At 73.2% G+C, this 23,843-nt stretch carries 23 protein-coding genes and 1 pseudogene; 8 read left to right on the plus strand and 16 right to left on the minus strand.

The features are described from left to right. Nucleotides 1-84: 84 nt before the first annotated feature. The 3 genes and pseudogenes from AC38ZX_RS15670 to AC38ZX_RS15680 all read right to left on the minus strand — a co-directional run bounded on the left by AC38ZX_RS15670 (nucleotide 85) and on the right by AC38ZX_RS15680 (nucleotide 2,136). Nucleotides 85-906, minus strand: coding sequence for an ABC transporter permease (locus AC38ZX_RS15670; protein ID WP_491295119.1), 822 nt, complete (start codon nucleotides 904-906; stop codon nucleotides 85-87). Continuing rightward, nucleotides 903-1,736: a molybdate ABC transporter substrate-binding protein gene (gene modA / locus AC38ZX_RS15675; protein ID WP_491295120.1), complete on the minus strand. Its 834-nt coding sequence runs from the start codon at nucleotides 1,734-1,736 to the stop codon at nucleotides 903-905. Before modA ends, AC38ZX_RS15670 begins: the two co-directional genes overlap by 4 nt. Next, nucleotides 1,733-2,136: pseudogene (locus AC38ZX_RS15680) on the minus strand (TOBE domain-containing protein). Before AC38ZX_RS15680 ends, modA begins: the two are co-directional and overlap by 4 nt. Before the next feature lie 110 nt (nucleotides 2,137-2,246). On the opposite strand from AC38ZX_RS15680, the gene ppk2 reads away from it, so the two are divergent. Together ppk2 and nhaA are read left to right on the plus strand one after the other, a co-directional pair. Next, complete coding sequence (ppk2, locus tag AC38ZX_RS15685; RefSeq protein ID WP_491295121.1) at nucleotides 2,247-3,089, plus strand: polyphosphate kinase 2; 843 nt, start codon at nucleotides 2,247-2,249, stop codon at nucleotides 3,087-3,089. 42 nt (nucleotides 3,090-3,131) lie between these two features. After that, nucleotides 3,132-4,514 (plus strand): Na+/H+ antiporter NhaA, encoded by a 1,383-nt coding sequence (gene nhaA / locus AC38ZX_RS15690; protein ID WP_426592837.1) that lies wholly within the window; start codon nucleotides 3,132-3,134, stop codon nucleotides 4,512-4,514. Between the two features lie 11 nt (nucleotides 4,515-4,525). Here the strand turns inward: nhaA and AC38ZX_RS15695 are convergent, their stop codons facing one another. The 6 genes from AC38ZX_RS15695 to AC38ZX_RS15720 form a co-directional block, all read right to left on the minus strand. Then, nucleotides 4,526-5,815, minus strand: coding sequence for an SDR family NAD(P)-dependent oxidoreductase (locus tag AC38ZX_RS15695; protein WP_491295122.1), 1,290 nt, complete (start codon nucleotides 5,813-5,815; stop codon nucleotides 4,526-4,528). Next, nucleotides 5,812-6,318: a DsbA family protein gene (locus AC38ZX_RS15700; protein ID WP_491295123.1), complete on the minus strand. Its 507-nt coding sequence runs from the start codon at nucleotides 6,316-6,318 to the stop codon at nucleotides 5,812-5,814. The genes AC38ZX_RS15695 and AC38ZX_RS15700 overlap by 4 nt, the downstream gene beginning before the upstream one ends. A gap of 14 nt (nucleotides 6,319-6,332) precedes the next feature. Continuing rightward, nucleotides 6,333-7,349: an NAD-dependent epimerase/dehydratase family protein gene (locus tag AC38ZX_RS15705; protein WP_491295124.1), complete on the minus strand. Its 1,017-nt coding sequence runs from the start codon at nucleotides 7,347-7,349 to the stop codon at nucleotides 6,333-6,335. Beyond that, nucleotides 7,271-7,930 carry a methylated-DNA--[protein]-cysteine S-methyltransferase gene (locus AC38ZX_RS15710; protein ID WP_491295125.1) on the minus strand — a complete coding sequence of 220 codons (660 nt, stop codon included), beginning with the start codon at nucleotides 7,928-7,930 and terminating at the stop codon, nucleotides 7,271-7,273. The genes AC38ZX_RS15705 and AC38ZX_RS15710 overlap by 79 nt, the downstream gene beginning before the upstream one ends. Before the next feature lie 73 nt (nucleotides 7,931-8,003). After that, nucleotides 8,004-8,810, minus strand: a complete 807-nt coding sequence (locus AC38ZX_RS15715) for an ABC transporter permease (protein WP_491295126.1) — start codon at nucleotides 8,808-8,810, stop codon at nucleotides 8,004-8,006. Further along, nucleotides 8,807-9,733: an ATP-binding cassette domain-containing protein gene (locus AC38ZX_RS15720; protein ID WP_491295127.1), complete on the minus strand. Its 927-nt coding sequence runs from the start codon at nucleotides 9,731-9,733 to the stop codon at nucleotides 8,807-8,809. Before AC38ZX_RS15720 ends, AC38ZX_RS15715 begins: the two co-directional genes overlap by 4 nt. Before the next feature lie 152 nt (nucleotides 9,734-9,885). On the opposite strand from AC38ZX_RS15720, the gene AC38ZX_RS15725 reads away from it, so the two are divergent. Beyond that, nucleotides 9,886-10,854: a helix-turn-helix transcriptional regulator gene (locus AC38ZX_RS15725; RefSeq protein WP_491295128.1), complete on the plus strand. Its 969-nt coding sequence runs from the start codon at nucleotides 9,886-9,888 to the stop codon at nucleotides 10,852-10,854. Here the strand turns inward: AC38ZX_RS15725 and AC38ZX_RS15730 are convergent. The 3 genes from AC38ZX_RS15730 to AC38ZX_RS15740 form a co-directional block, all read right to left on the minus strand. Then, the gene (locus AC38ZX_RS15730) at nucleotides 10,835-11,176 is read right to left on the minus strand and encodes a nucleoside/nucleotide kinase family protein (RefSeq protein ID WP_491295129.1); all 342 of its coding nucleotides are present in this window, start codon (nucleotides 11,174-11,176) and stop codon (nucleotides 10,835-10,837) included. The two genes, AC38ZX_RS15725 and AC38ZX_RS15730, sit on opposite strands and share 20 nt — an antisense overlap. Nucleotides 11,177-11,461: 285 nt before the next feature. Beyond that, nucleotides 11,462-12,172, minus strand: coding sequence for a mechanosensitive ion channel family protein (locus tag AC38ZX_RS15735; protein ID WP_491295130.1), 711 nt, complete (start codon nucleotides 12,170-12,172; stop codon nucleotides 11,462-11,464). Then, nucleotides 12,076-12,798, minus strand: a complete 723-nt coding sequence (locus AC38ZX_RS15740) for a hypothetical protein (RefSeq protein WP_491295131.1) — start codon at nucleotides 12,796-12,798, stop codon at nucleotides 12,076-12,078. Before AC38ZX_RS15740 ends, AC38ZX_RS15735 begins: the two co-directional genes overlap by 97 nt. A 336-nt stretch (nucleotides 12,799-13,134) precedes the next feature. On the opposite strand from AC38ZX_RS15740, the gene AC38ZX_RS15745 reads away from it, so the two are divergent. Together AC38ZX_RS15745 and AC38ZX_RS15750 are read left to right on the plus strand one after the other, a co-directional pair. Next, entirely contained in the window at nucleotides 13,135-13,962 is an 828-nt protein-coding gene (locus AC38ZX_RS15745; RefSeq protein ID WP_426592848.1) for a DNA-3-methyladenine glycosylase family protein, read from the plus strand. A 153-nt stretch (nucleotides 13,963-14,115) separates the two neighbouring features. Continuing rightward, nucleotides 14,116-15,213: a DUF4349 domain-containing protein gene (locus tag AC38ZX_RS15750; protein WP_491295132.1), complete on the plus strand. Its 1,098-nt coding sequence runs from the start codon at nucleotides 14,116-14,118 to the stop codon at nucleotides 15,211-15,213. A 30-nt stretch (nucleotides 15,214-15,243) separates the two neighbouring features. Here the strand turns inward: AC38ZX_RS15750 and AC38ZX_RS15755 are convergent, their stop codons facing one another. Further along, on the minus strand, nucleotides 15,244-16,614 hold the full coding sequence (locus AC38ZX_RS15755; protein WP_491295133.1) for a pyridoxal phosphate-dependent decarboxylase family protein: 1,371 nt from the start codon (nucleotides 16,612-16,614) through the stop codon (nucleotides 15,244-15,246). A gap of 176 nt (nucleotides 16,615-16,790) precedes the next feature. Here AC38ZX_RS15755 and AC38ZX_RS15760 point away from each other — a divergent pair, with 176 nt between their 5' ends. Continuing rightward, entirely contained in the window at nucleotides 16,791-17,807 is a 1,017-nt protein-coding gene (locus AC38ZX_RS15760) for a hypothetical protein (protein ID WP_426592851.1), read from the plus strand. A 3-nt stretch (nucleotides 17,808-17,810) separates the two neighbouring features. Here the strand turns inward: AC38ZX_RS15760 and AC38ZX_RS15765 are convergent, their stop codons facing one another. Together AC38ZX_RS15765 and AC38ZX_RS15770 are read right to left on the minus strand one after the other, a co-directional pair. Further along, the gene (locus AC38ZX_RS15765; protein ID WP_491295134.1) at nucleotides 17,811-18,959 is read right to left on the minus strand and encodes a glycoside hydrolase family 3 C-terminal domain-containing protein; all 1,149 of its coding nucleotides are present in this window, start codon (nucleotides 18,957-18,959) and stop codon (nucleotides 17,811-17,813) included. Between the two features lie 32 nt (nucleotides 18,960-18,991). Further along, nucleotides 18,992-19,981, minus strand: a complete 990-nt coding sequence (locus AC38ZX_RS15770; RefSeq protein WP_491295135.1) for a glycoside hydrolase family 3 protein — start codon at nucleotides 19,979-19,981, stop codon at nucleotides 18,992-18,994. A gap of 90 nt (nucleotides 19,982-20,071) precedes the next feature. On the opposite strand from AC38ZX_RS15770, the gene AC38ZX_RS15775 reads away from it, so the two are divergent. Then, nucleotides 20,072-21,595, plus strand: coding sequence for a glycosyltransferase family 39 protein (locus AC38ZX_RS15775; RefSeq protein ID WP_491295136.1), 1,524 nt, complete (start codon nucleotides 20,072-20,074; stop codon nucleotides 21,593-21,595). A gap of 33 nt (nucleotides 21,596-21,628) precedes the next feature. Here AC38ZX_RS15775 and AC38ZX_RS15780 read toward each other — a convergent pair whose 3' ends face one another. Beyond that, nucleotides 21,629-22,207: a TetR/AcrR family transcriptional regulator gene (locus tag AC38ZX_RS15780; RefSeq protein ID WP_491295137.1), complete on the minus strand. Its 579-nt coding sequence runs from the start codon at nucleotides 22,205-22,207 to the stop codon at nucleotides 21,629-21,631. A 160-nt stretch (nucleotides 22,208-22,367) separates the two neighbouring features. Here AC38ZX_RS15780 and AC38ZX_RS15785 point away from each other — a divergent pair, with 160 nt between their 5' ends. After that, on the plus strand, nucleotides 22,368-23,834 hold the full coding sequence (locus AC38ZX_RS15785; protein WP_491295138.1) for an MFS transporter: 1,467 nt from the start codon (nucleotides 22,368-22,370) through the stop codon (nucleotides 23,832-23,834). The last annotated feature ends 9 nt before the right edge of the window (nucleotides 23,835-23,843 follow it).

A 23,843-nucleotide genomic window follows, 5' to 3' on the forward strand; every position in this document is an offset into this window, starting at 1 on the left:
CACCTCACCGGGGGCTGCCTCCAGGGCGACGGAGAAGCTCGAAGGCGCCGCGCACGAGGTGCACCTCGGCCGACAGACCCGTCGTCACGCCGCCCGCCCCGGCCGCCAGGCACGCGCCGCGAGCAGGACGGCGACGGCGGCCACCACCAGCAGCAGCGAGAGCGCCACGGCTGTCCCCTCGGACACGCCGGCGCCGTTGAACGCCGAGTAGATGGCCAGCGGCATGGTCTGCGTGGTGCCCGGGGAGTTGCCCGCGAACAGGGCGGTCGCGCCGAACTCGCCGAGCGCACGGGCGAAGCAGAGCACCACCCCGCTGACCAGCCCGGGCCGGACGAGCGGGAGCGTGATCCGGCGCATGACCGTCCACCGGCCGGCGCCCAGGCTTGCGGCGACCGTCTCGTAGCGGGTGCCCGATGTCCGCAGCGACCCCTCGACGCCCAGCACGAGGAACGGCATCGCCACGAACGTCTGCGCGATCACCACGGCCGTCGTCGTGAACGGGATCGTGAGGCCGAACCACGTGTCCAACGACTGCCCGATCAGCCCGCGCCTGCCGAGCAGGAAGAGCAGCGCGATGCCGCCGACGGTGGGCGGGAGCACGAGCGGCAGCGTCACCAGGGCGCGCAGCACGTCGGCGGTCCAGCCGCGCGCCCGCGAGAGCACCACCGCGAGAGGCACGCCGAGCAGCACGCAGAAGACCGTCGCGGCCACCGACGTCACCAGCGACAGCCACAGGGCCTGGAGCGCCTCCGGGGACGTCACGTCGGACGGCAGCGTGCCCCAGTCGGCGCGCACGAACAGCGCGACGACCGGGAGCACCAGCAGACCGACGGCGAGGGCCGCGGGGAGCCAGAGGAACCCGGGCACACCGGGAGCCGCGTCACGGGACACGGCCGGTGCACTCACGGCGCGACGAACCCCGCGTCCTTGAGGATCGCCTGGCCCTTGGGTCCGAGCACGAGGTCGACGAACGCCTGGGCGACCTCGGCGCTGTTCTTGCGCGGCAGCGGCTCGGTCAGCACGGCGATCGGGTACGTGTTCACGGCTGCGGACGACTCCGGGAACTCGACGCCCTCGACCGTGTCACCGGCAGCCTGCACGTCGGTCTTGTAGACGAGACCCGCGTCCGCCTCGCCGGCCTGCACCTTGGCCAGCACCGCCTTGACGTTCTGCTCGTTGCTGGCCGGCGTCACGCCGACACCCGCCGTGTCGAGCACCTTGTGGGCCGCCGACCCGCACGGCACCTCGGCGGCGCAGATGACGACCTTGCCCCCGGCGTCCGAGAGCGTCCCGAGGTCCTGCAGGCTCGTGATGTTCTTGGGGTTGCCCGCCGGCACGACGATCTCGAGCGTGTTCGTCGTGAAGATCGTCGGCGTGCCGTCCACGAGGCCAGCGGCGGTCACGGTCTGCATGTTCTTCTCGTCGGCCGAGGCGAACACGTCGGCGGACGCGCCGCCGACGAACTGGGTGGCCAGGGTGGACGAGCCGTCGTAGGTAGCCGGGTTGACCGTGACGCCCGGGTTCTCGGCGGCGAACTCCTTGAGGATGGCGTCGAACGTGCCCTGCAGCGACGCGGCCGCGAAGACCGTCAGCTCGCCGGTCAGCGCGGGGGTGGCAGAGACGGTCGGGGTCGGGGTCGGGGTCGAGGCCGGCGTGTTGTCGCTCGCGCACGCCGCCAGACCGAGCAGCAGGCCGGACGCGACGACCAGCGCGCGCACCTTCATCCCGGCCCTCATCGCTGGGCCCGCGGGGTCTCGACGAGGACGGTGGTGGCCTTGACGACGGCCGTCGCCCGGGAGCCGACCTCCAGGCCGAGCTCGCGGACGGCCTCGCTCGACATCAGCGAGACCAGCCGGAACGGGCCGGCCTGCAGCTCGACCTGCGCCATGACCGTGTCGGTCAGGATCGCGGTGACGAGCCCGGGGAACCGGTTGCGGGCGAGCTGGTGCCCGCCGCCGGGTCGTCCGGGGTGTGAGCCCGCTCGACGGCCAGCGCTGCGAGGTTCACGCCGTCGATCACGCTCCGCCCTGCGTCGTCGTCGGACACGGTCAGGGAGCCCGCGTCGACCCACCGCCGGACGGTGTCGTCGCTCACCCCCAGCAGCTCGGCTGCTTCACTGATGCGATAGGTGGTCACAGGGTGACTCTAGTGCCGCGTCTGCGGCGGTCGAGATGTGACGAATCCGCAGATGAGGATCGTTGCCACATTGTCATCCGCGCGATCCGCGGGGCCGCTACCGTCTGGTCATGGCGAAGAAATCGGGCAAGAAGCACAAGGACAAGATCCCCAACAAGGTCTACGAGGCCGAGATCTTCCGCCTCCAGGCCGAGCTGGTGAAGGTGCAGCAGTGGACCAGGGCGACCGGGGCGCGGATCGTCGTGATCTTCGAGGGACGCGACGCCGCCGGCAAGGGCGGCACGATCAAGCGGATCACGGAGTACCTCTCCCCCCGCGTCGCACGCATCGCCGCGCTGCCGACCCCCACGGAGCGCGACAAGACCCAGTGGTACTACCAGCGCTACGTGGCACACCTGCCCGCGGCCGGCGAGATCGTGCTCTTCGACCGGTCCTGGTACAACCGCGCGGGCGTCGAGAAGGTCATGGGCTTCTGCACGCCCCGGGAGTACAGCCGGTTCATGCGCCAGACGCCGATCTTCGAGGAGATGCTCATCGAGGACGGCATCCTGCTGCGCAAGTACTGGTTCTCGGTGTCCGACACGGAGCAGCTGCGCCGGTTCCGGTCGCGCATGGACGACCCGGTGCGGCAGTGGAAGCTGAGCCCGATGGACCTGGAGTCCATCACTCGGTGGGAGGGATACTCGCGCGCCAAGGACGAGATGCTCGTGCACACCGACGTGCCCGCGAGCCCGTGGTTCGTGGTCGAGTCGGACATCAAGAAGCACGCGCGGATCAACATGATCAACCACCTGCTGTCGACCATCCCGTACACCGAGGTCGCCCACGAGAAGGTCGTCCTCCCGGACCGGCCGCCCGCGTCGACGGGCTACGTGCGGCCACCGCGCGAGATGTCCACCTACGTCCCCGACCACGTGGCGGAGCTGCGGGGCGACCCCGAGAAGCACTTCTGAGCCGCGTTGCGCACGGGCCGCCGACCTGCGAGTTTGGTGCGCATGTCGGCGACCTCCACGTCCCCCGGGCCCGCCCTGCGGGTCTCGCTGCCCGGGCTGCAGCCGACCGTCAAGGACTTCCTCACCAACGAGGCCGGCAGTGCCGTCTACCTGCTCGCGGCCACGATCGTCGCGCTGATCTGGGCGAACTCCCCGTGGTCCGACTCCTACGCGTCCTTCTGGTCGACGACGGCCGGGTTCCATGTCGGGACCTGGGGCGTGGACCTCGACCTGCACGGGTGGGTCAACGACGCCGCGATGGCGATCTTCTTCGCGGTCGTCGGGCTCGAGATCAGCCGGGAGGCAACCACCGGCGACCTGCGTGACAAGCGGACCGTCGCGGTGCCGGCGCTCGGCGCGCTCGGCGGCCTGCTCGTCCCCGTCCTGATCTACCTGGCGTTCAACGGCGGCACCGACGCGGCCCACGGCTGGGGCGTCGTGATGTCGACCGACACTGCGTTCCTCGTCGGCATCCTCGCTCTGTTCGGGCCCAAGTGCCCCGACCGCCTGCGCCTGTTCCTGCTCACGCTCGCGATCGTCGACGACATCGGTGCGATCACCGTGATGTCGATCTTCTACACGCGCGACATCGACGGGAAGGCGCTGGCCCTGGCCGCGGCGATCGTGCTGGGCGTGCTCGTCATGCGCTGGCTCAAGGTCTGGCAGCTGGCGCCCTACGTGATCGCCGGGCTGGCCCTGTGGTTCGCCGTGCAGGCGTCGGGCGTGCACGCCACCCTGGCCGGCGTGATCGTCGGGCTGCTCGTACCGGCGCGACCCCCGGGGCGCGAGGACGTCGAGGCCGTCGCCGGTTACGGCCGCGACCTGATCGAGGACACCACCGCCGAGCGCGAGCACCTGGCCGAGCTGGCTGCCCGTGCCGCGGTGCCGACGAACGACCGGCTGCAGCGCATCCTGCACCCGTGGAGCGCGTTCGTCGTCGTGCCGCTGTTCGGGCTGGCCAACGCGGGCATCGTGCTGACCACCGACTCCCTGACCGCCGCGGCCCACTCCCGCCTGGCCATCGGCATCGCGGTCGCGCTCGTGCTCGGCAACGCGGTCGGCATCACCGGTGCCTCGACGATCGCTCTGCGGTTCGGCCTCGGCGAGCTGCCCGGGCGCGTGCGCTGGGGCCACCTGCTCGGCGGCGCCGTGCTGGCGGGCATCGGGTTCACGATCTCGTTGTTCATCGCCGAGCTGGCGTTCTCCGACCAGCCCGAGATGCTCGACACCGCCAAGATCGGCATCCTCGCCGGATCGCTGACCGCCGCGGTGCTCGGCTCGATCCTGCTGCGCTGGCTGGGCGAGAAGCTGCCCCTGTGCTCCCCCGCGGGCGACGGTCCCCCGCCCGCCCTCCCGCCGCTCCCGTGGACGGCTCCGGCGACGTAGGCACCGGCGGGCTACGGCTTCGGGCGGGACGCGACGAAGGACGCGTAGCGGTCGAGGATCCGCGGCCAGTCGCGGAAGCGGGCTCGCTCGGCGGCGTTCTCCGGCGTCCAACCGCCGTGCTCGAACTCGAACCGGGTGCCGCCCTCGTCGAGCGGCACGAACTGTGCGCTGATCCGGCTCGGGTGGTCGACGTCCGGGCCGATCGCGAGGGTGTGCACGACGATCGCGCCCGCGGCGATGGCGAGCACGTGACCCCAGACGACCTCACCCCGCGCGGCGTCGTCGATGAACACGCGCCCACCGACGCGCGGCTCGATCGTCATGCCGCGATAGTCGTCGGCACTCGGTGAGTAGGCGGGGTCCCACCACTGGGCGATGTCCTGGACGTAGGCGTCGAACGCCTCTCGGGGGGTGACCGGCAGGACGAGCTCGTGGCGGATGGGCGAGGTGTCCATCGCTCGATCGTGCCGGGTGCCGGCCGGTCGGTCCAGCGCGCAGCGGCCTAGCCGACCCGGTCGTCGGCGCCGTAGCTGCCCAGGCTCAGCGTGCGCGCGTCCGTGGCGAGGATCTGCGCGGTCGCGGCCCGCAGGGACTCGACGGTGTCCGTGCCGGCGCGCACGAACCGGCCCGACAGGGCGTCGAGCTTCTCCGTCGCCGAAGGCGCGCACCAGCTCCGCCACGGCCTCGATCGGCGTCCAGCTGGTGCGCCCCGCATGCATCGGCATGGACGTCGTCATCTGCGTCTGGACGTGCCCGGGTGCCAGGTCGAGCACGCGCAGGCCGCGATCGCGGTACTGCGCGTCGAGCTGCGTGGTGAACCGCGCGAGCGCGCCCTTGCTGATCGCATACCCGGTGTACTCGGTCATCGCGCGGTGCCCGGCACCGGAGTTGAGGTTGACCACCCGGCCGCTCCCCCGGGCGAGCATCCCCGGCAGCACGGCATGGGTGACGAGCAGCGGACCGCGGACGTTCGCCTCGATCACGCGCCAGGTGTCCTCGACGTCGTCGCCGACGAAGTCGGTGGCCTCGCGCTCGATGACGCCCGCGTTGTTGACCAGCAGCCCCAGGCCGCCCAGCTCGTCCTCGGCCCGGGCGACCGCGTCGTCGACCTCGGTCGGGTCGATCAGGTCGGCGGTCGCGACGAAGACGGACCCGCCGAGCTCCTCGGCCACGGCGTCCAGGTTCGACCGCGTCCGCCCGACCAGCGCGAGCCGGTAGCCCGCGGCGGCGAGACCGATCGCGATCCCGCGGCCGATCCCCCGCCCCGCACCCGTGACCATCGCGGTCCGCAGCACGCTCACGCCGCGTCCACCGCCTCCCGCAGCCGCTCCAGCGTGACCTTGCCGCGGAAGTACTCACCGTTGACGTAGATGGCCGGCGTTCCCCGCACGCCCAGCGCCACACCGGCCGCGTAGTCGCCCTGGACGGCCGGGGCGAGCGCCTGGGCCCGCTCGCCGACGACCTCCGCCGGGTCGACGCCGAGGGCCGCCGCGGCGCGCCGCAGGTCCGGCTCGCTGAGCCGCGACTGGTCGACCAGCAGCGCGTCGTGCATCTCCCAGAACCTGCCGTGCCGCCCGGCCGCCTCTGCCGCGAGCGCCGCCGACAGCGCGTACGGGTGCACCTCGAACAGCGGGAAGTGCCGCCACACCAGCCGCACGCGACCGTCGGAGGTGTCCACCAAGTCCTTGAGCGGGGCGGCGGCCGCCCGGCAGTAGGGGCACTCGAGGTCGCCGAACTCCAGGATCGTGACCGGGGCGTCGACGTTGCCGTACACGTGCCGCTCGGCGGGGAACTCGTCAGCCATGGGTCGAGGATGCCCTACCTGGCTGATCGGCGCGGCCGCAGTGCCGGGCTGTCGGTGCCCGCACCTGCGGCGATGCCGGTGACCGCGTCGCGCAGGCTCGCGAGGGCCGACCACTGCGGGCGGAAGTCGAGCTCGCGCGCGGCGCGGCTGGTGGCCAGCAGCGGTGCGGCGAGCGCCAGGTCGAGCCAGCCGGGGCCGACCGGCACCGCGCGGACGGCCCAGGCGGCGGCCAGCTGGAGCCGCGCGCGCGGCACGGGAGCTGCACGCAGGCGGCCTCGTGCGACGACGTCGGCGACGTCCTGACCGCGCAGCACGCCGGGTCCCGCGACGTTGAACGGGCCCTCGACGTGGCGGACCACGGCCTCGCGGAAGGCAGCCGCGACGTCGGTCGCGTGCACCGTCTGGAACCGCAGCCCGACCGGCCACGACAGTGTCGCCAGGTGTCCGTCGAGCGCCCGCTTGGGCACCCACGGGCCGAGCACGGACCGCGCGAGCTGCTGGCCTGCGGAGTGCTGGAGCACCAGGGCCGTGCGCAGCCGGGCGATCGCAACGTCGGGGACGTCGTCCAGGAGACGCTCGACCTCGGCCTTGTCCGCGCTGTACGGCGAGGTGCGGATGCCTTCGGTCGCCCAGCCCTCGCCGCGCGGCACATCGTCCGGGGCCGGCGAGTAGGCGCCCACCGACGAGGCGACCACGAGGTGTGCGACGCCTGAGCGACGGACCGCGGCGAGCACGTTGCGGGTGCTGCCGACGTTCTCGGCGCGCAGCCGCGACCGGTTGTGCCGGGGCTCGGTCGCCCACGCCAGGTGGACCACCGAGTCGGCGCCGGCGAACACGCCCGCAAGCCGGTCGACCCCGTCCGGTGCGCTCGTGTCGCAGGCCACCCACCGCGCCGAGTCGTAGGGCGGCGAGGGTGGCGACGGCGGCCGGCGAGCGATGGCGACCACCGACGTCACGGTCTCGTCGGCCGCGAACCGGCGGAGCAGAGCCGTGCCGACGTTCCCGCTCGCTCCCACGACGACGACGCGCATGGGACGACCCTCCCAGGTCGGGCGCGCGCGCGCAGCGTCAGAACAGCAGGTCCGGCGTCCCCTGCTCGAGGTCGAGGAGGAACCGCTTGCGGTCGAGGCCCGCCGCGAAGCCGGTGAGCGTGCCGTCGGCACCGATCACGCGGTGGCACGGGACGACGATCGCGATCCGGTTGCGGCCGTTCGCGGCACCGACCGCGCGCGACGATGTGCGCGGGTCGAGGCCGACCGACTCGGCGAGTCTCGCCGTAGGACCACGTCTGCCCGTACGGGATGGTCAGCAGCCCCTGCCAGACGCGCACCTGGAACGTGGTGCCGACGAGCGCCAACGGCAGGTCGAACGCGGTCCGCGTCCCGGCGAAGTACTCCTCGAGCTGGGTGCGGACCTCGTCGAAGCCGTCGTCGTCCCTCTCCCCGAACGGACCCTGGACCTCGGCGTGCTTGGAGCTGGGCATGAGCAGGGCACTGAGGCGACCGTCGTGCGCGACCAGCGTGGTCGGGCCGAGCGGCGTCGGCACCACGGTGTGCGTGATGCGTGCGTCCGTGGCGACCGCCCGTTCCTCGTCGACAAGCATGGTGCTCATCCTGGACCCTCCCTCTGACACGCCCGTCGCGCGCCCTCACGAGGAAGACGCGCGACGGGTGCCGGACGTGAGGTCAGTCGGTGGAGCGCAGCAGGGTCCGCACCCCGACGACGAGCCCCACGACCGCGGTCAGCACCGCCGCGACCCAGCCCCAGCCGACCGCGGACACGGTCAGGTCGCCGGCGAACAGCGCGCGCTCGGCCTCGACCACCCACCGCAGCGGGTCGAACGCGGAGGCCACCTTCATCCACTGCGGACCGGACTCGATGGGCAGCAGCATCCCGGAGAGGATCAGGAGCGGAAAAAGGACGGTCTGCTGGACGGCCCAGAACATCCACTCCTGCTTGCGCACCGCGATCGCCAGCGCGTAGCTGAACGAGCCGAGCCCGATGCCGAGCACGGCGAGCAGGGCCAGGCCCACGACGGCACCGACGGGGTCGGCGCGGAACCCGAACGGCAGCATGACCAGGATGACGATGAGGGCCTGCGCGACCAGCGGCACCATCTCCTTGAGCGAGCGCCCGACCAGCTGCGACGAACGCGACAGGGGCGTCACCAGCAGCCGCTCGTGGGCGCCGGTCTGCATGTCGACCTGCAGGTTGGACCCCGTGATCGACGTGCCGAACAGCGTGGTCATGACGAGGATCGCCGGGACGAACCACTGCCAGACGTCGGCCGACGGCAGGTCGGTGGACCCGGCGAGCAGCGGACCGAACAGGGAGAGGAAGACCAGGGGCTGGACCAGCCCGAAGACCACCGAGAACGGCTCGCGGACCACGGGCCGCAGCTCACGGGTCATGACGAGCCACACGTCCGAGAACCAGGGCCGACGCGCCTGCGTCGGGGCGATCACGGGGGTGTCGAGTGCGAGGGTGCTCATGCTGCGTCCTGCCCTTCGGTGTCGTCGGACGTCGGGGAACCTTCGTCGCGCAGGGAGCGGCCGGTGAGGGCCAGGAAGACGTCGTCGAGCGTCGGGCGCACGGCGAGCGCCTCGAGCAGAGGTGCGCCGGCCCGCGACGCGGCGATCACGGCTTCCGGCACCGCGGTGCCGGCGTCGGCCACGCGCGCCTCGACGACCGAGCCGTGGACGGACACGTCGCGGGCACCCGCGACGTGGGCGACGAGCCCCGCGACGACCTGCGCAGATCCCGTCGTCGTCAGGACGACGCGGTCGCCGGCCAGCGTGCGCTTGAGACCGTCGGCCGTGTCGTCGGCGATGACCTGCCCGTTGTCCACGACGACCACGCGCTCGGCCATCGTGTCGGCCTCGTCGAGGTAGTGCGTGGTGAGCATGATCGTCATCTGGTGCTCGGCACGCAGCCGCAGGATGTGCTCCCAGAGGTTCGCGCGGTTCTGCGGGTCGAGGCCCGTGCTCGGCTCGTCGAGGAACAGCAGCTGGGGCGCGTGGACCAGGCCGAGCGCCACGTCGAGGCGACGGCGCTGCCCGCCGGACAGCTCGCTGACCTTGCGGGTCGCGTGCGCCGACAGGTCCAACGCCTCGACCAGCTCGTGCGCGCGCCGCCGGGCGGACACCCGGTCGAGGCCGTAGATCAGTCCCTGCGAGTACAGCTCGTCGACGCCGCGCTGGGTGTGGCCCGCGCCGTTGCCCTGGCCGACGTAGCCGATGTGCCGGCGGACGCCGGCCGGGTCCTGGAGCACGTCGATGCCCGCCACGCTCGCCGTGCCGGACGTGGGCCGCACCAGGGTGGTGAGCATGCGCATCGTCGTCGTCTTGCCGGCACCGTTGGGGCCGAGCACCGCGACGAGCTCGCCGGGCGCGACGTCGAGGTCGATCCCGCGCACGGCGTGCACGGTCTGCGACTTGCTCAGCTTCGAAGTCCTTGGTCAGTCCTCGGGTCTCGATCATGGGGCTCTTCCTCTCGGGAGGGGTACGACACGAGTCTCTCGGGAGTAGCGGCCAGGTTCTGTCCGCTACTCGAGGGCATCATGGAGACATGTCCACCCCGTCCTCCCGGCTCCTCTCGCTCTTGTCGCTGCTCCAGACGCGCCGCGACTGGTCGGGCGACGTGCTCGCCGAGCGCCTCGGCGTCAGCCCGCGCACGGTGCGCCGCGACGTCGACCGGCTGCGCGAGCTGGGCTACCCCGTGCACGCCGCCAAGGGCCCCGACGGTGGCTACCGGCTCGAGCCCGGCACGCACATGCCGCCGCTGCTGCTCGACGACGAGCAGGCCGTCGCGCTCGTCGTCGCGCTCCAGACCGCGTCCACGGGGGTCGACGGCGTCGACGAGGCCGCCGTTCGGGCCCTCGCCACGCTGCGCCAGGTGATGCCGGCCCGGCTGCGTTCTGCGGCGGAGGCGCTGCAGGTCACGGCGGTCACCCGCGCATCGACCCGCCCGCGTCCGTCGGTCGACGCCGAGACGCTGATGGTCGTCGGCGGCGCCGTCCGCGCACGGGAAGTCCTGCGGTTCGACTACGCGGGCGGCACCGCGAACGCGCTCGGCATCCCCCGCCGGGCCGAGGCGCACCACCTGGTGACCTGGGGCGGCCGCTGGTACCTGGTCGGCTACGACCTCGAGCGCGCCGACTGGCGCACGTTCCGCGTGGACCGGATGACCCCCAAGACGCCGTCCGGGCCGCGCTACGCGCCTCGCGACCTGCCCGCGGCCGACGTCGCGTCGTTCGTCGCGGAGCGGTTCCGCTCGATCTCGCCGTGGGAGACGTCGATCCGCGGCGAGGCGCTGGTCGAGCGACCGGCCGAGCAGATCGTGCGCTGGGCGGGTCGGGACGGGCTGGTCGAGGCCCTGCCGGACGGACGCAGCCGCGTGGTCCTGTCGTCGTGGTCGTGGGACGGGCTCGCCGCGCAGATGGCGATGTTCGGTGCGCCGCTGCAGATCGTCGGCCCGCCCGAGCTGGTCGACGCCACGAGGCGACTGGCCGAACGGGTCAGCGCGGCGGTCGCGTGACCTCCAGCGCGGGGTGCCGCGGGTCGTCCGCGTGCACGACCAGGTCCGCGACGGCGGTCGGCAGCATCTCCGCGTCGTAGCGCGCGAACGCAGGCAGCGCCCAGCGGTCCGCGGCGGACGTCCGGCGCTCCAAGGACGACGGCCGCGCCGTGAGATGGACCGCGACCTCGTGCTCGAGCCACCGGCCCAGCAGCAGGCTCCCGTCGAGCACCAGCACCGCTCCCTCGGGCGCCTCCGCGTACGGGTCGCGGGTCGCGCGGTCCCGGGCCGCGTCCCAGAGCGTCGGCAGGTAACGGCCTTCGTCGACGAACCGGTCGAGCACCTCCCGACCGAGCGCGTTCAGGTCCAGCCGGTCCTCCAGGTAGGCGTCCGGCTCGTGGCGGCCGAGCTTCCCAGCGCAGGGAGGCCGGCCGCAGGAAGTCCTCCGCGTGCACGCGGGTGACCGCCCGGCCGGCCGCACGCAGGGGTGCGACGAGGGCGTCCGCGAGCGCGCCCGGCAGCGTCGGAGGGGCTCCGTCGACGATCACCCGGACCCTGCCCGGTCCCGCCGCGAGCACGGTCGCGACCACCCGCTCGACCAGGACGCCGACGGTGACGGGTTCGATGCTCACGCGGGCGGTCGGCCCTCGCCGTGCTCCTGCGCCGCCTGCTCCCGCTCGTCGATCACGTCCTGCCCGGGCCCCGAGAACTGCCGAGACCGCTCGAGCCCCTGGATGCTGCCCGTGAACAGCCGCGCGTCGTTGCCGGCGGTGGTGATCGTCATGGTGTCGTCTGCGGTGCCGTTGTCGGCGTCGGTGCCGGACCACGCCCCCGGCGGGGGCAGGACCGGTGCCGGGGTGTCCTGCCGGCGGGTCCGTCGTTCCGCCTGCACCGGCGACGTTCCCTCCCACCGCGTCCGGGGCATCCCCTGCGGCGCGACGTCCTGCAGCCAGGCGACCAGACCCTCGCGGACGTAGCAGCGCAGGTCGAACAGGGTCGGCGCGTCGACCGCGCTGGCCAGCGCGCGGACGCGGACGTGCCCGCCGATCGCGTCGGTCACCTGGAGGACGCCGACCCGGTGGTCCCAGAGGTCGGTGTGCTCGAGCAGCCGCACCAGCTCGGCACGCATCTGCTCGACCGGGACCTCCCAGTCGAGGTCCAGCTCGACGGTGCCCAGCAGGTCGGCCGCGCGTCGGGTCCAGTTCTCGAAGGGCGTCGTCGTGAAGTACGTGGACGGCAGGATCAGCCGCCGGTCGTCCCAGATGTGCACCACGACGTAGGTGAGCGTGATCTCCTCGATCCGGCCCCACTGGGTGTCGACGACGACCACGTCGTCCACCCGGATCGCGTCCGTGAACGCGAGCTGGAGCCCGGCGAAGACGTTGGCCAGGGTCTCTGGGCGGCCAGGCCGGCGACGATCGAGATGAGGCCGGCCGACGCGAGCAGGCTGGCGCCGAGCGCGCGGGCCTGCGGGAACGTCAGCAGGATGCCCGCGACCGCGCACACCACGAGGATGGCGACCGTGATCCTGCGGAGCACCTGCACCTGCGTCCGGACGCGCCGGGCGTGCCGGTTGTCGACCACGTCGATGCGGTACCGCTGGACGGCGGTGTCCTCCAGCACGAACGCCAGGCTCCCGATCAGCCAGGTCACCGTGATGATGAGGGCGATCAGCAGGACGTGCTCGGTCTGCACGGTCCAGTCCGCCGGGTCGGTGCTGAGCCGCAGGGCGACCCAGATCGCGATGACGAGCAGCACGGCGCGCAGCGGTCGTCGCGACCGGCGGCTCAGGTCGGCGGCGACCGACGACCGGCGGGCGACCCGGCCGGCGAGGGCCGCGATGAGCGTCGCCAGGACGTAGGCGACGACGATCGCGGCGAGGATCGAGAGCAGGGGGACGACGAATCCCTGGACGTCGTGGGCGACGCCGGTGTCGGCGGTGGAGGACGTGGTGAGCAGGGGCACGCGCCTCAGCGTAGGCAGGTGCGGCGCAGACCTCACCCTTTTCGGAGGGTCCTTCGGGGGCGCTGACGTAGAGAGGCCCCGTCTCCACCATCAGAGACGGGGCCCGTCGGAGAGGCGTCTCGCCGGCACGAGGCTTGGCGCGCTCCCTGAACCCTCACGGGCGGTCCGGCTCTCGCCGCGACCCTCGGCAACACAGTTCAGACCTACCTCCAGCCGGCCCCCGGTGTGCTCGAGGAAGTCGGCTGCATCGATTCTCACCCTCCCACAGATCGACCGCAACAGAGCCGTGCGACGCCATCGAACCTGTCGAGACTTCGGCCGCTAGCGTTGCGGACCGTGAGCACGACCGTGACCGTCCGACGCCCGTTCGACCCCGCCCCCGCGCTCGCCTCCCTGGTCGCGCACGCGGTCCCCGGGGTCGAGGAGGTCACCGCCGACGGGACCGTCCGGCGACTGGTCACCCTGGACGGGTTCCAGGCGTTGGTCGAGGCCCGGCCGGCGCGCGACCGCGTCACCTTGAGCGCCACGACGGGATCCCCCGCGGCCCTGGAGGCTCTGGCCGAGCGCTGGTTCGGCCTCGCCGACGACCTGGGCGTCGTGGCGGCGGCGTTCGCCGACGACGCCGTGCTCGGCCCGCTCGTGGCGGCCCGGCCGTCGCTGCGGATCCTGGGTCACCCGAACGGCTTCGAGGCGGCCGTCACCACCGTGCTCGGGCAGCAGGTGTCCCTCGGTGCGGCACGCACGTTCGGCGGCCGCCTGGCTGCCGCCTACGGCTCGCCCGGGCCGGACGGCCTGCTCGCGTACCCGTCGCCGGACAGGCTCGCCGCCGTCGACCCGGTCGAGCTCCAGCGCGTCGTGCGGATCACGCACGCCCGCGCCCGGACGATCCACGCGCTCGCGACGGCCTGCGCGCAGGGGCTCGCCTGGGACGCTGACGCCCGACCTCAGCTGCTGGCCGTCCCGGGGATCGGGCCCTGGACCGTGGACTACCTCGCCCTGCGGGTGCTCGGCGACCGGGACGCGATGCCCGTCGGCGACCTCGTGCTGCGGCGGGCCCTCGGGGCCGCGGACGCGCGGGCCGTCGCTGCCGCTGCGGAGACCTGGCGGCCCTGGCGCGCGTACGCCGCGGTGCACCTGTGGACCGCCAGTGCGTACGCGGTGTGAACCCCGACGGCGTACGCCGTTCGTGCAGGTAGGAGGCTCGGCCGGCATCTGAACCGCCACGGCACGGTCACGATTGCGATACTTCCGAGCACCGCCGGTCACGATTGACACACCACGCGACCACGGAGGTCGCGGCACCCCTACGTTCGCCGCATGACGCAGACGACGAGCCGCCACGGCCGATCCACCACCCATCGCGGCACCGCGCTCGCAGCGGCCGCCGTCCTGTCCCTGAGCGTCCTGCTCGCCGGCTGCACCGCCGGCGACTCGGGCGCCAGCTCCGACACCGGGGGCACCACCTCCGACGGATCCGCGCAGGACGGCACCGGAGGTGACGCTCTCGCAGGCGCCGGCGACAGCGGCGCCGAGGCACCCGCGGACGGCGGCTCCGGAGTCGGCACCAGCGACTCCACCGGCGACGGCATCGGCGCCTCCGCGCCGACCACCGACGACCGGCAGGTCATCCAGAGCGGCGACATCACCATGACCGTCGACAAGCCGCAGGACGCCGCCGACGCCATCATCAAGCTCACCGACAACGCGGGTGGCCGGATCGACAAGCGCATCGAGCACGCCGCATCGGGCGACGCCGTCGCCACTGCGGACCTGACCGTCCGGATCCCCTCCTCGGCGGTGAACAGCACGATCCTGGCGCTGCGGTCGCTCGGCACCGTCGACACGATCGAGCTCGGCACCGACGACGTCACCAGCGCGGCCGAGGACCTGGACGCGCGCATCGCCGGGATGCAGCTGTCCGTCGCACGCATGTCCGACCTGCTCAGCAAGGCCACCACCAGCGACGACATCACCCAGGCGGAGGCCGCCCTGACGCAGCGGCAGACGGACCTGGAGCAGCTGACGAGCCAACGCGCACGACTGGCGGAGCAGGTTTCCCTGTCGACCCTGACGATCAACCTGCACGGCCCTGCGGTCGTGCCGCCGCCGGAGAAGGTCGTCGTCGCCACCCCCGGACCCGACTCGTTCATCGACGGCCTGGCGGACGGCTGGAGCTCGTTCGCGGGTTTCATGGGGGGCGTCGCGACCGAGTTCGGGGTCCTGCTCCCGTGGCTCGCTGCCGGCGGGCTCATCACGTGGGGACTCGTCCTCCTGAACCGGCGGTACCAGCGGACCCACCCGCGACGCGTGGAGGAGCCGCCCTTCCTGGAGCGGATCCCGGTCGGCGTCGGTGCTCCGAGCGGGCCCGGCCAGCCGCCGACCGCTCCACCGGTGAACGACCCGTACCTGCGGTAGACCTACCGGCGGGCTGAGCGCGTTCGGCGCTCAGCCCGCCGCGGACACCGCGCGGCGCACCGCCTCGATCGAGCGGGCGACATCCTCCTCGTCGGTCGACCAGTTGCTCACCGACACCCGCAGGATGTCGCGACCCTGCCAGTGCGACCCGGACATCCACGTGCCGCCGTCGGCGATCAACGCCTCGCCCACCCGCCGCGTCCGCTCGTCCGAGCCGAACGCGACACTGACCTGCGTGAACACCACGTCGTTCAGGATCTCTGCACCCTCGATGCCGGCCAGGCCGTCGGCGATCTGCCGGGCACGCAGCGCGAGCCGGTCGACCAGGTCCGCGACGCCGGACCGCCCGAGCGAGCGCAGGGCCGCCCACACCGGCACCCCGCGGGCTCGTCGCGACAGCTCGGGCACCTTCTCCTGCGGGTCGCCCTCGTCCGCGAAGGCGGCGAAGTACTCCGCCTGCATGCCGAACGCGCGCCGAAGGGACTCGGGTCGGGCGACGATCGCGACGCCGCAGTCGTAGGGCACGTTCAGGGTCTTGTGCGCGTCGGTGGCCCACGAGTCGGCGCCCTCCAGGCCCCGGACGAGGGCCCGCAGCCGGGGTGAGGCGGCCGCCCAGAGCCCGAACGCACCGTCCACGTGCACCCAGGCGCCGTGCGCGTGCGCGACCTCGACGGCGTCGGCGATCGGGTCGAACGCGCCCGAGTGCAGGTTCCCGGCCTGCAGGCACACGATCGTCGGACCGGAGCCGTCGCCCAGCGCCCGCGCGAGGTCGTCCACCACGAGCCGGCCCTGCGCATCCGCCGCGACCGCCTGCGGGACACCGAGCCCGAGGTAGCGCAGCGCCAGGTCGAGCGTGCCGTGCCGCTCCTCGCCGACGAGCACCCGGACGCGCGGCGCGCCGGACAGCCCGTCCCGGTTCACGTCCCAGCCGGCATCGGCCAGCACCTGCTGTCGGGCGGCGGCCAGCCCGGTGAAGTTCGCCATGGTCGCGCCGGTCACGAAGCCGACGTCGGCGGTCGTCGGCAGACCGAGGAGGTCGAGCAGCCAGGCGCCGGCGGCATCCTCGACGGCCACCGTGCCCGGCGTCGCGTACCGCATGGCCGAGTTCTGGTCCCACGCCGCCGTGAGCCAGTCCGCCGCGAGCGCGGCCGGGTGCGAACCGCCGATCACCCACCCGAAGAACCGTCCGGACGGCATGCTCATCAGGCCCGGCTCGATCCCGGCCGCCAGCTCGTCCACCACCAGCGCCGGATCCGTCGGACCGTCCGGCAGCGGACCGCCGAACGCGAGCTCCCGGGACTTCGGGTGCACGGGTCGGTCGTGCAGCGCTTCCAGCCACTCGCGGGTGTGCTCCGTCGCTCGCCCGAGCGCCGGCTCGAACTGCGGCCACCGTGCCGTCATGGCTCCACCCTGCCACCACGAACGGCTGACGCGATCGAGGCATTCGCCCCGGTGCGTCCCGGACTGCCGTCGAATTGTCCTGCGGTGGGTCACCCCAACGGGCCGAGCGCTGGTGTCGTCCCAGCGCCTAGCGTCGAGGAGAGTCTGGAACCGACGACGACCGGAGGAGGTGGAGCGTGAACCAGGTGGCCAAGAACCCGCAGTGGAGAGACGCCGAGCACTTCGCCGAACGTCATGCACGCACGGTCCTCGCGTACGTCGACGTCCGGGTCAACCTCGACGCCCAGACCCAGCCGGACAACGCCCTCGACCTCGTCGGGTACGACTTCTCCGGACGCGTGGAGCACCAGCGCAGCCCGGTCGAGCGCGCCGACGTCGAACGCCTGCGGGCCGCGGCCGGGGCGACGGTCGCCGTCTTCTACTCGCGCTCCGGGTTCGCCAAGATCGCGGTCCTGTACGCCGAGGAGCACCGCGTCGCACTGTTCGGCTACACCGACTCCGGGTACGCGACCCCGATGAACCAGTGCGCCGTCGACCTGGTGCTCAAGGGGCAGGCGGAGAGCGCCCGGGCGGTCCGCACGGCCACCGAGATCGTCTCGCGGCACGCCACGGCGGCACGCCTGGACGCGGAACGACGTGAGCGCGAGGCCCTCGCCGACGCACTGCGCGCCGAGAGCGAGGCGCGCGAGGCCGCCGAGCGGCAGCGGATCGGCCGCGCCCGCAACGAGACGCTGCTGGGCCGGACGGTCGCCCTGCTGCTGCTCATCCAGGTGCGGCCGGAAGCCCTGCGGGAGACCGTCGAGCACCTGGCCCAGACGACCATCGTGAGCGCGGTCGCCGTCGCCGTCGGACAGATGTCGCTGGGCGAGCGGCCGCACGCGATCGCCCTGGTGCGGTCGCTGTTCGACGACGCCGCTGCCGCGCTCGAGGTCATGACACCGGCCACCGCGCGCGAGACGACGAACTACTGGGCCTCGAAGCAGGCCGTCGAGCGCGGGCTCGACGCCCTCGACGCCGCCGACGGTCTCGGGAGCGTCGGTCACGTCGGTCCCGAGGACGTCACCGCCCAGCTCCGGCAGGCCGAGCGGTGCTGGCGCGCGGTGGCCGACGAACTCGAGCGTCGTCAGCCGGCCAGGCGGGACCCCGCGTTGCCGTCGCAGCGCCGGGCGCGGCACCTCACGGGCGCCCGCTGACCCTCACGCCAGCACGAACGGTACCGGCTGGCCGGCGGCCGAGTCCGGGGCGATCCACAGCGCGAACGCGCCCGGGTCCACGCGGTGCCGACCGTCCGGGCCGTGGTACCCGAGGCGCTCGGACCCGATGCGGAACGCCACGGTCCGCGACTCGCCCGGAGCCAAGGGCACGACGGCCCAGTCGAGGAGTTCCTTCACGGGCCGGGTGACCTCGGCGACCTCGTCGCGGACGTAGACCTGCACGACCTCGGTGCACGCGCGAATCCCGGTGTTGGTCACGACGACAGACGCCGAGACGGCCGCCGCAGGCCCGGTCGCCTCGACGGACACGGTCGCGTCCCCGTACTCGACGGAGCCGTAGGTGAGGCCGAACCCGAACGGATGGAGCGGAGCGGTCAGGCTGTCCTGGTAGCGACCCCAGGTCCCGTCCTCCTCCGGCGAGATCGGGCGACCCGTCGAGCGGTGGTTGTAGACGAGCGGCTGCTGCCCGGCCGACCGCGGCAGCGTGATCGGCAGCCGACCGCGCGGACCGACGGCACCGAGGAGCACGTCGGCGATCGCGTTGCCGCCCTCCGACCCCGGGTGCCAGGCGTAGAGAACGGCGTCCGCGTGCTCGGCGAGCCACGGCACCGACAACGCCCGGCCGGCGAGCACGACGACGACGAGCCGCACGCCGACCGCCTTGATCGCCTGCAGCGTCTCCAGCTGCCCGACCGGCAGGTCGAGCGTGGTGATCGAGCTGGCCTCGCCGGAGCGCACCGGGTGCTCGCCGACGAACGCGACCACCGTCGAGACCTCACGCGCCGCGGCCAGCACCTGGTCCGTGTGCACCCATGGGACCGACCGCGCACCCGGCAGGTCGAACCGCGACAGCGCGGAGGCGATCGAGACGACCTCCTCGCCGCGGCCGTCGAGCGTCCAGGTGCCGAACAGGGCGTCGGTGGCGTCCAGCAGGGGGCCGGTGAACAGGATCGGCTCGTCGGACCCCGGGTCCAGCGGCAGGATGCCGCCGTTCGTCAGCAGGACCAACGACGCCGCAGCCGACTCACGCGCTGCCGCGCGGTGCTCGTCGGAACCCGCGACCTGCGCCTCGAGACCCTCGTCGGTGTATGGGTGCTCGAACAGTCCGCACCGGAACTTCAGCGTGAGCACGCGGCGCACTGCGTCGTCGAGCAGCTCGACCGCTACCGCCCCCGAGGAGACCAGTCCTCGAGGTGCGCGAGGTACGCCCCGGAGACCATGTCCATGTCGACGCCGGCCTCGAGCGCGCGGCGCGCGGCGTCGGACCGGTCGACCGCGACGCGGTGCTGCACGATCTCCCCGACGCCCTCCCAGTCGCTGACGACCGCGCCGTCGAACCCCCACTCGTCCTTGAGGATCTCGCGCAGGTACCGCCGGTTCGCGTGCACAGGGACGCCGTCGATGTCGTTGAAGCTGGACATGACGGTGGCGACGCCGGCCCGGACGCAGTCCTGGAACGGGCGCAGCTGCAGGTTGCGCAGGCTGTTCTCGCCCGCCGTCACCGAGCCGTAGTCACGTCCGCCCTCGGCCAGCCCGTAGCCGACGTAGTGCTTGGCGCACGCCGCGATCGCGTCCGGCGCCGACAGGTCGTCGGTCTGCAGGCCGTGGACGGTCGCGGCCGCGAGCCGTCCGGCGAGCACCGGGTCCTCCCCCAGGCTCTCCGCGACGCGGCCCCAGCGGTGGTCACCGGTGATGTCCATCATCGGCGTGAACGTCCAGCCGATGCCGACGGCTGCCGCCTCGACCGCGGCCAGCCGGGCTCCCCGCCGCACCAGCTCGGCGTCCCAGGTGGCGGCCTGGCCGAGCGGGATCGGGAAGACGGTGCGGTGGCCGTGGATGACGTCGCGGGCGAACAGCAGCGGGATGCCGACGCGCGACTCCTCGACCGCGACCCGCTGCACCGCGTTGACGGCGCGCACCTCGACGCCCGCGTCGCGCACGTTGCCGGCCGTCGCCCCGCTCGCCGACAGGGACGTCCCGATCCGGCCGGCACGTAGGTCGTCGGCGTCGCGCGCTGCGTCCACGTTCACCGGCTGATGGAGCTGGCCGACCTTCTCGGCCGGGGTGAGCCGTGCGAGCAGCAGCTCGGCACGCTCGGCGGGTGAGCGGGAGGGATCCAGCCAGGGCCTGTCCGCGAGAGGGCGCTCCGTCACGACGTCACCCTACGGCGGCGTCCGCCGCGGGGGGTGCGAGAATTGGGCCGCAACGACGCGCCCCCTCGTCCCTTCGTCTGGAGCCCCGCGTTGGCCGTCGACCTGAGCACCCGCCCCGCGGCACACGTCGCGCGCCTCGCGCTGCCCACGGTCTCGGCGCGCACGCTCGGGTGGCTGATCACCGCTGGGTCGGCGGTCGTCGCGTTCGTCATGCGGTGGATCGTCTGCGGCGGCGCCGCCGGGGTGCGCGGCTACCACGGGTACGACGACGGGGTGTACTTCGCCTCGGCGGTCGCGCTCGTGCACGGCCGGCTGCCGTACCGCGACTTCCTGTTCCTGCACCCGCCCGGGATCACGCTCGCGCTCAGCCCTTTCGCCGCCCTGACCCATGTGGTGAGCGACTCGGACGCCCTCGTCGCGGCGCGCGTCGGCTTCATGCTCGTCGGTGCGGCCAGCGCCGCGCTGGTCACGCGGATCGCCTGGCGGTGGGGAACGGCGGCGGCGGTCGTCGGGGGCCTGCTGTACGCCGTGGCGGCCCCGGCGGTCTACGCGGACCGGCTCACCCTCCTGGAGCCCGTAGGCACCGTCACCCTGCTCGCCGGCGTCCTGCTGCTGCTGCGCGCGGCCGATCCCGGAGCCCGCGGGTGGTGGACCTGGGCGGGCGGGGCCGTGCTCGGCCTCGGCGTCGTCGTGAAGATCTGGGACGTCGTCCCCGTCCTCGTCGTGCTCGCCTGGCAGCTCGTCGTACGCGGCTGGCGGCCGGCGCTGCGGGCGACGCTCGCGGCCGGTGCGGCCGCGCTGGCCGTCGTCGCGCCGTTCGCCGTGGCGGCCGGGTCGACGATGTTCCGCTACGTCGTGCTCGACCAGGTGGGGCGCGCGCGCGACGGTGCGCCGACGACCGACCGGCTTCTCAGCCTGACCGGGCTGGACGTCACCACCCTGACCGACCACGTGGCACGCCGGCACCTGCTGCTGCTCGCCGTGGGGGCGCTGATCCTCGCCGCGGCCGTCCTGGCCTGGCGGGCACGCCGGGGACGCCTCTGGGTGGTGATGCTCGCGGCGCAGGGCGGGGTCGTGCTGCTCTCGCCGTCCTATCTGCCGCACTACGCCGCGTTCACCGCACCCGCCCTCGTGCTCGTCGTCGCCGCCGGCGTGGCCGGGCTGCCCGACCGCACCCGCGTCCCGATAGCCGTGCTGGCCGGTGTGTCGCTCGGGCTGGCCATGGGCGCCTTCCGTCCGTCGCCGCTGGTCGACTTCCCCGCCGCGCAGATGGCCGCACGGCTGCCCGCAGGCTGCGTCCAGGCCGACGCCCCGGCCGCGCTCGCGCTCCTCGACGTGCTCTCGCGCGACCTGGACCAGGGCTGCGAGGTCGCCGTCGACCTCTCCGGCCAGACGTACGACGTGGGGCACACGGATCCGAGCGGCGCCTGGGTCGAGCGGATCGACAACAGGCCCTGGCAACTCGGCGCCCGGACCTACCTGATGTCCGGCGACGCGATGGTCCTGGCGCGCACCCGCGGCAACTACTTCGACCCCGAGACGCTGAAGGTGCTCGATCGATGGCCCACCGTGGTCGACGTGCGCGGGATCCAGCTGCGTCTGCCGCCCGGTTGACCACCCGCTCCCGTTCGCGGACGTGCGCAGCCGTCAGCCCGCTGCGGAGCCGTACCGGAGGCCGTCGAGGAGCAGGCGCAGGACGCGCCGCGTCTTCTCGGGGTCGGCGGCGTCGGCTGTCGCGCTGCACACCCCGCTGACGGCGCGCAGAACGTCCATGGTCTCGACGTCGGTGCGGACCACCCCCGCGTCCTGCGCTGCGACCAGGAGCACGTCGCCCGCGGACTTCAGCTGAGCGTGCACGTCGGCGAACACCGCCGACGCGTCGTCGCCGAGCGCGCCGCGCAGGGCCGTCGCCAGGCCCCTCTTGCGGCCGACGTAGGTGACGAAGCCCATGAGCCACGTCTCGAGCGCGTCGCCGGGCGGGAGCGTGGCGGCCAGGTGGGGTACCTCGTCGCAGAGCTCCGCGACGCTGTGCCGGTACACCTGCTCGACCAGGACCGTCCGGCTGGGGAAGTGCCGGTACAGCGTTCCGACGCCGACGCCCGCTCGTCGCGCGATCTCCTCGAGCGAGGCGTCCGTGCCCTCGTCGCCGAAGACCTCCGCCGCGGTCTCGAGGATCTTGTCGCGGTTGCGTGCGGCGTCGGCGCGCAAGGGACGGGCGTCCGTCATCGGCGTCGGCTCCGTTGCCGCAGCGGCCTGCCCCACGTCCTTCACCGTCCTGTTCCCACGATCGTCGACGATTACCTGTTGCCTAAGCGGAGGCAGCCTCCGTATAGTTCTCAGCGGAGGCTCCCTCCACTTATCCCGATCGTACGTCGCGGAGGCCCGCGTGTCTGCCCAATCCCCCGTTGCCCGTGTCGCCTCGTCGCGACTCGTGCTCACCGCCATCCTCACCACCCAGGTCATGCTCGTCCTGGACGCCACGATCGTGAACGTCGCCCTGCCCGACATCCGGACGTCGCTCGGCTTCAGCCCGACCACGCTGTCCTGGGTCATGAACGCCTACACGCTCGCGTTCGGCGGCCTCCTGCTGCTCGGCGCCCGTGCCGGCGACATCCTCGGCCGTCGGCGCGTCCTCATCGGCGGCGTCGCGCTGTTCACGCTCGCGTCCTTCGTCGGCGGGTTCGCCCAGTCCCCCACCGAGCTGCTCCTCGCCCGCGCCGTCCAGGGTGCCGGCGCCGCGTTCGCCGCACCCTCCGGCCTCGCCCTGCTCATGGCCCGGTTCCCGGAGGGCCGCGAGCGCACCCGCGCCATCGGCTACTACTCCGCCGTCTCCATCGGCGGCTCGGCGCTCGGCCTGATCGCCGGCGGCATGCTCACGCAGTGGCTCTCGTGGCGCTGGGTGTTCTTCGTCAACGTCCCGATCGGCATCGCCCTGATCCTGCTCGCGCGGGCCGTCCTGCCCGAGACGCCCCGGCACCCCGGCCGCTTCGACCTGCTCGGCGCCACCACCTCGACCCTCGGGATGACCTCGCTGGTCTACGGCTTCGTCCGTGCCGCCAGCGACGGCTGGAGCGACCTCGGCACGATCTTCGCCTTCGCCGCCGGTGCGCTGCTGCTGGCGGCGTTCATCCTGGTCGAGCTCAGGGCGCCGTCGCCGATCACGCCGCTGCGCCTGTTCGCCGACCGCACGCGCTCGTCGTCGTACGTGGCCCGGCTCCTGCTCGTCGCCGGGATGATGGGGATGTTCTTCTTCCTCACCCAGTTCCTGCAGGAGATCCTCGGGTACACGCCGCTGGCCACGGGCTTCGCATTCCTGCCCCTGACGCTCGTGCTCTTCGGCTCCTCCCGCCTGAGCGCCTCGCTCGTGTCCCGGGTCGGGGTCAAGCCGCTGATGGTCGGCGGCCTGGCGCTGTCGACCACGGGCCTGCTGGTCCTGTCGCAGATCTCCGCCGACAGCAGCTACTGGGGCGTCCTGGTGCCGCTCGTCCTGTTCGGCGCCGGCAACGGCCTCGCGTTCGTCCCGCTCACGTCGCTCGGCCTGGCCGGCGTCGCCCCCCAGGACGCCGGTGCGGCCTCCGGCCTGGTCAACGTGAGCCAGCAGGTGGGCGGCTCGCTCGGGCTGGCGATCCTGGTGACCGTGGCGTCGTCGGCCGCGCGCCGGGCGACCCCGACGGGGAGCACCCCGACGGAGATCGCGCAGCACGCGTTCGTCGTCGGTGCCGACCGGGCCTTCTTCGTCGCGGCCATGTTCATCGCGGCCACGATGGTCCTGCTGGCCGTCATGGTGCGGACGCCGAAGGCACAGCCCGTCGAGACCCGGCTGGAGCGCGACCTGGAGCTGGCCCTGGACTGACCGGCCCCC

It is taken from the genome of Cellulomonas sp. McL0606 (assembly GCF_058248365.1).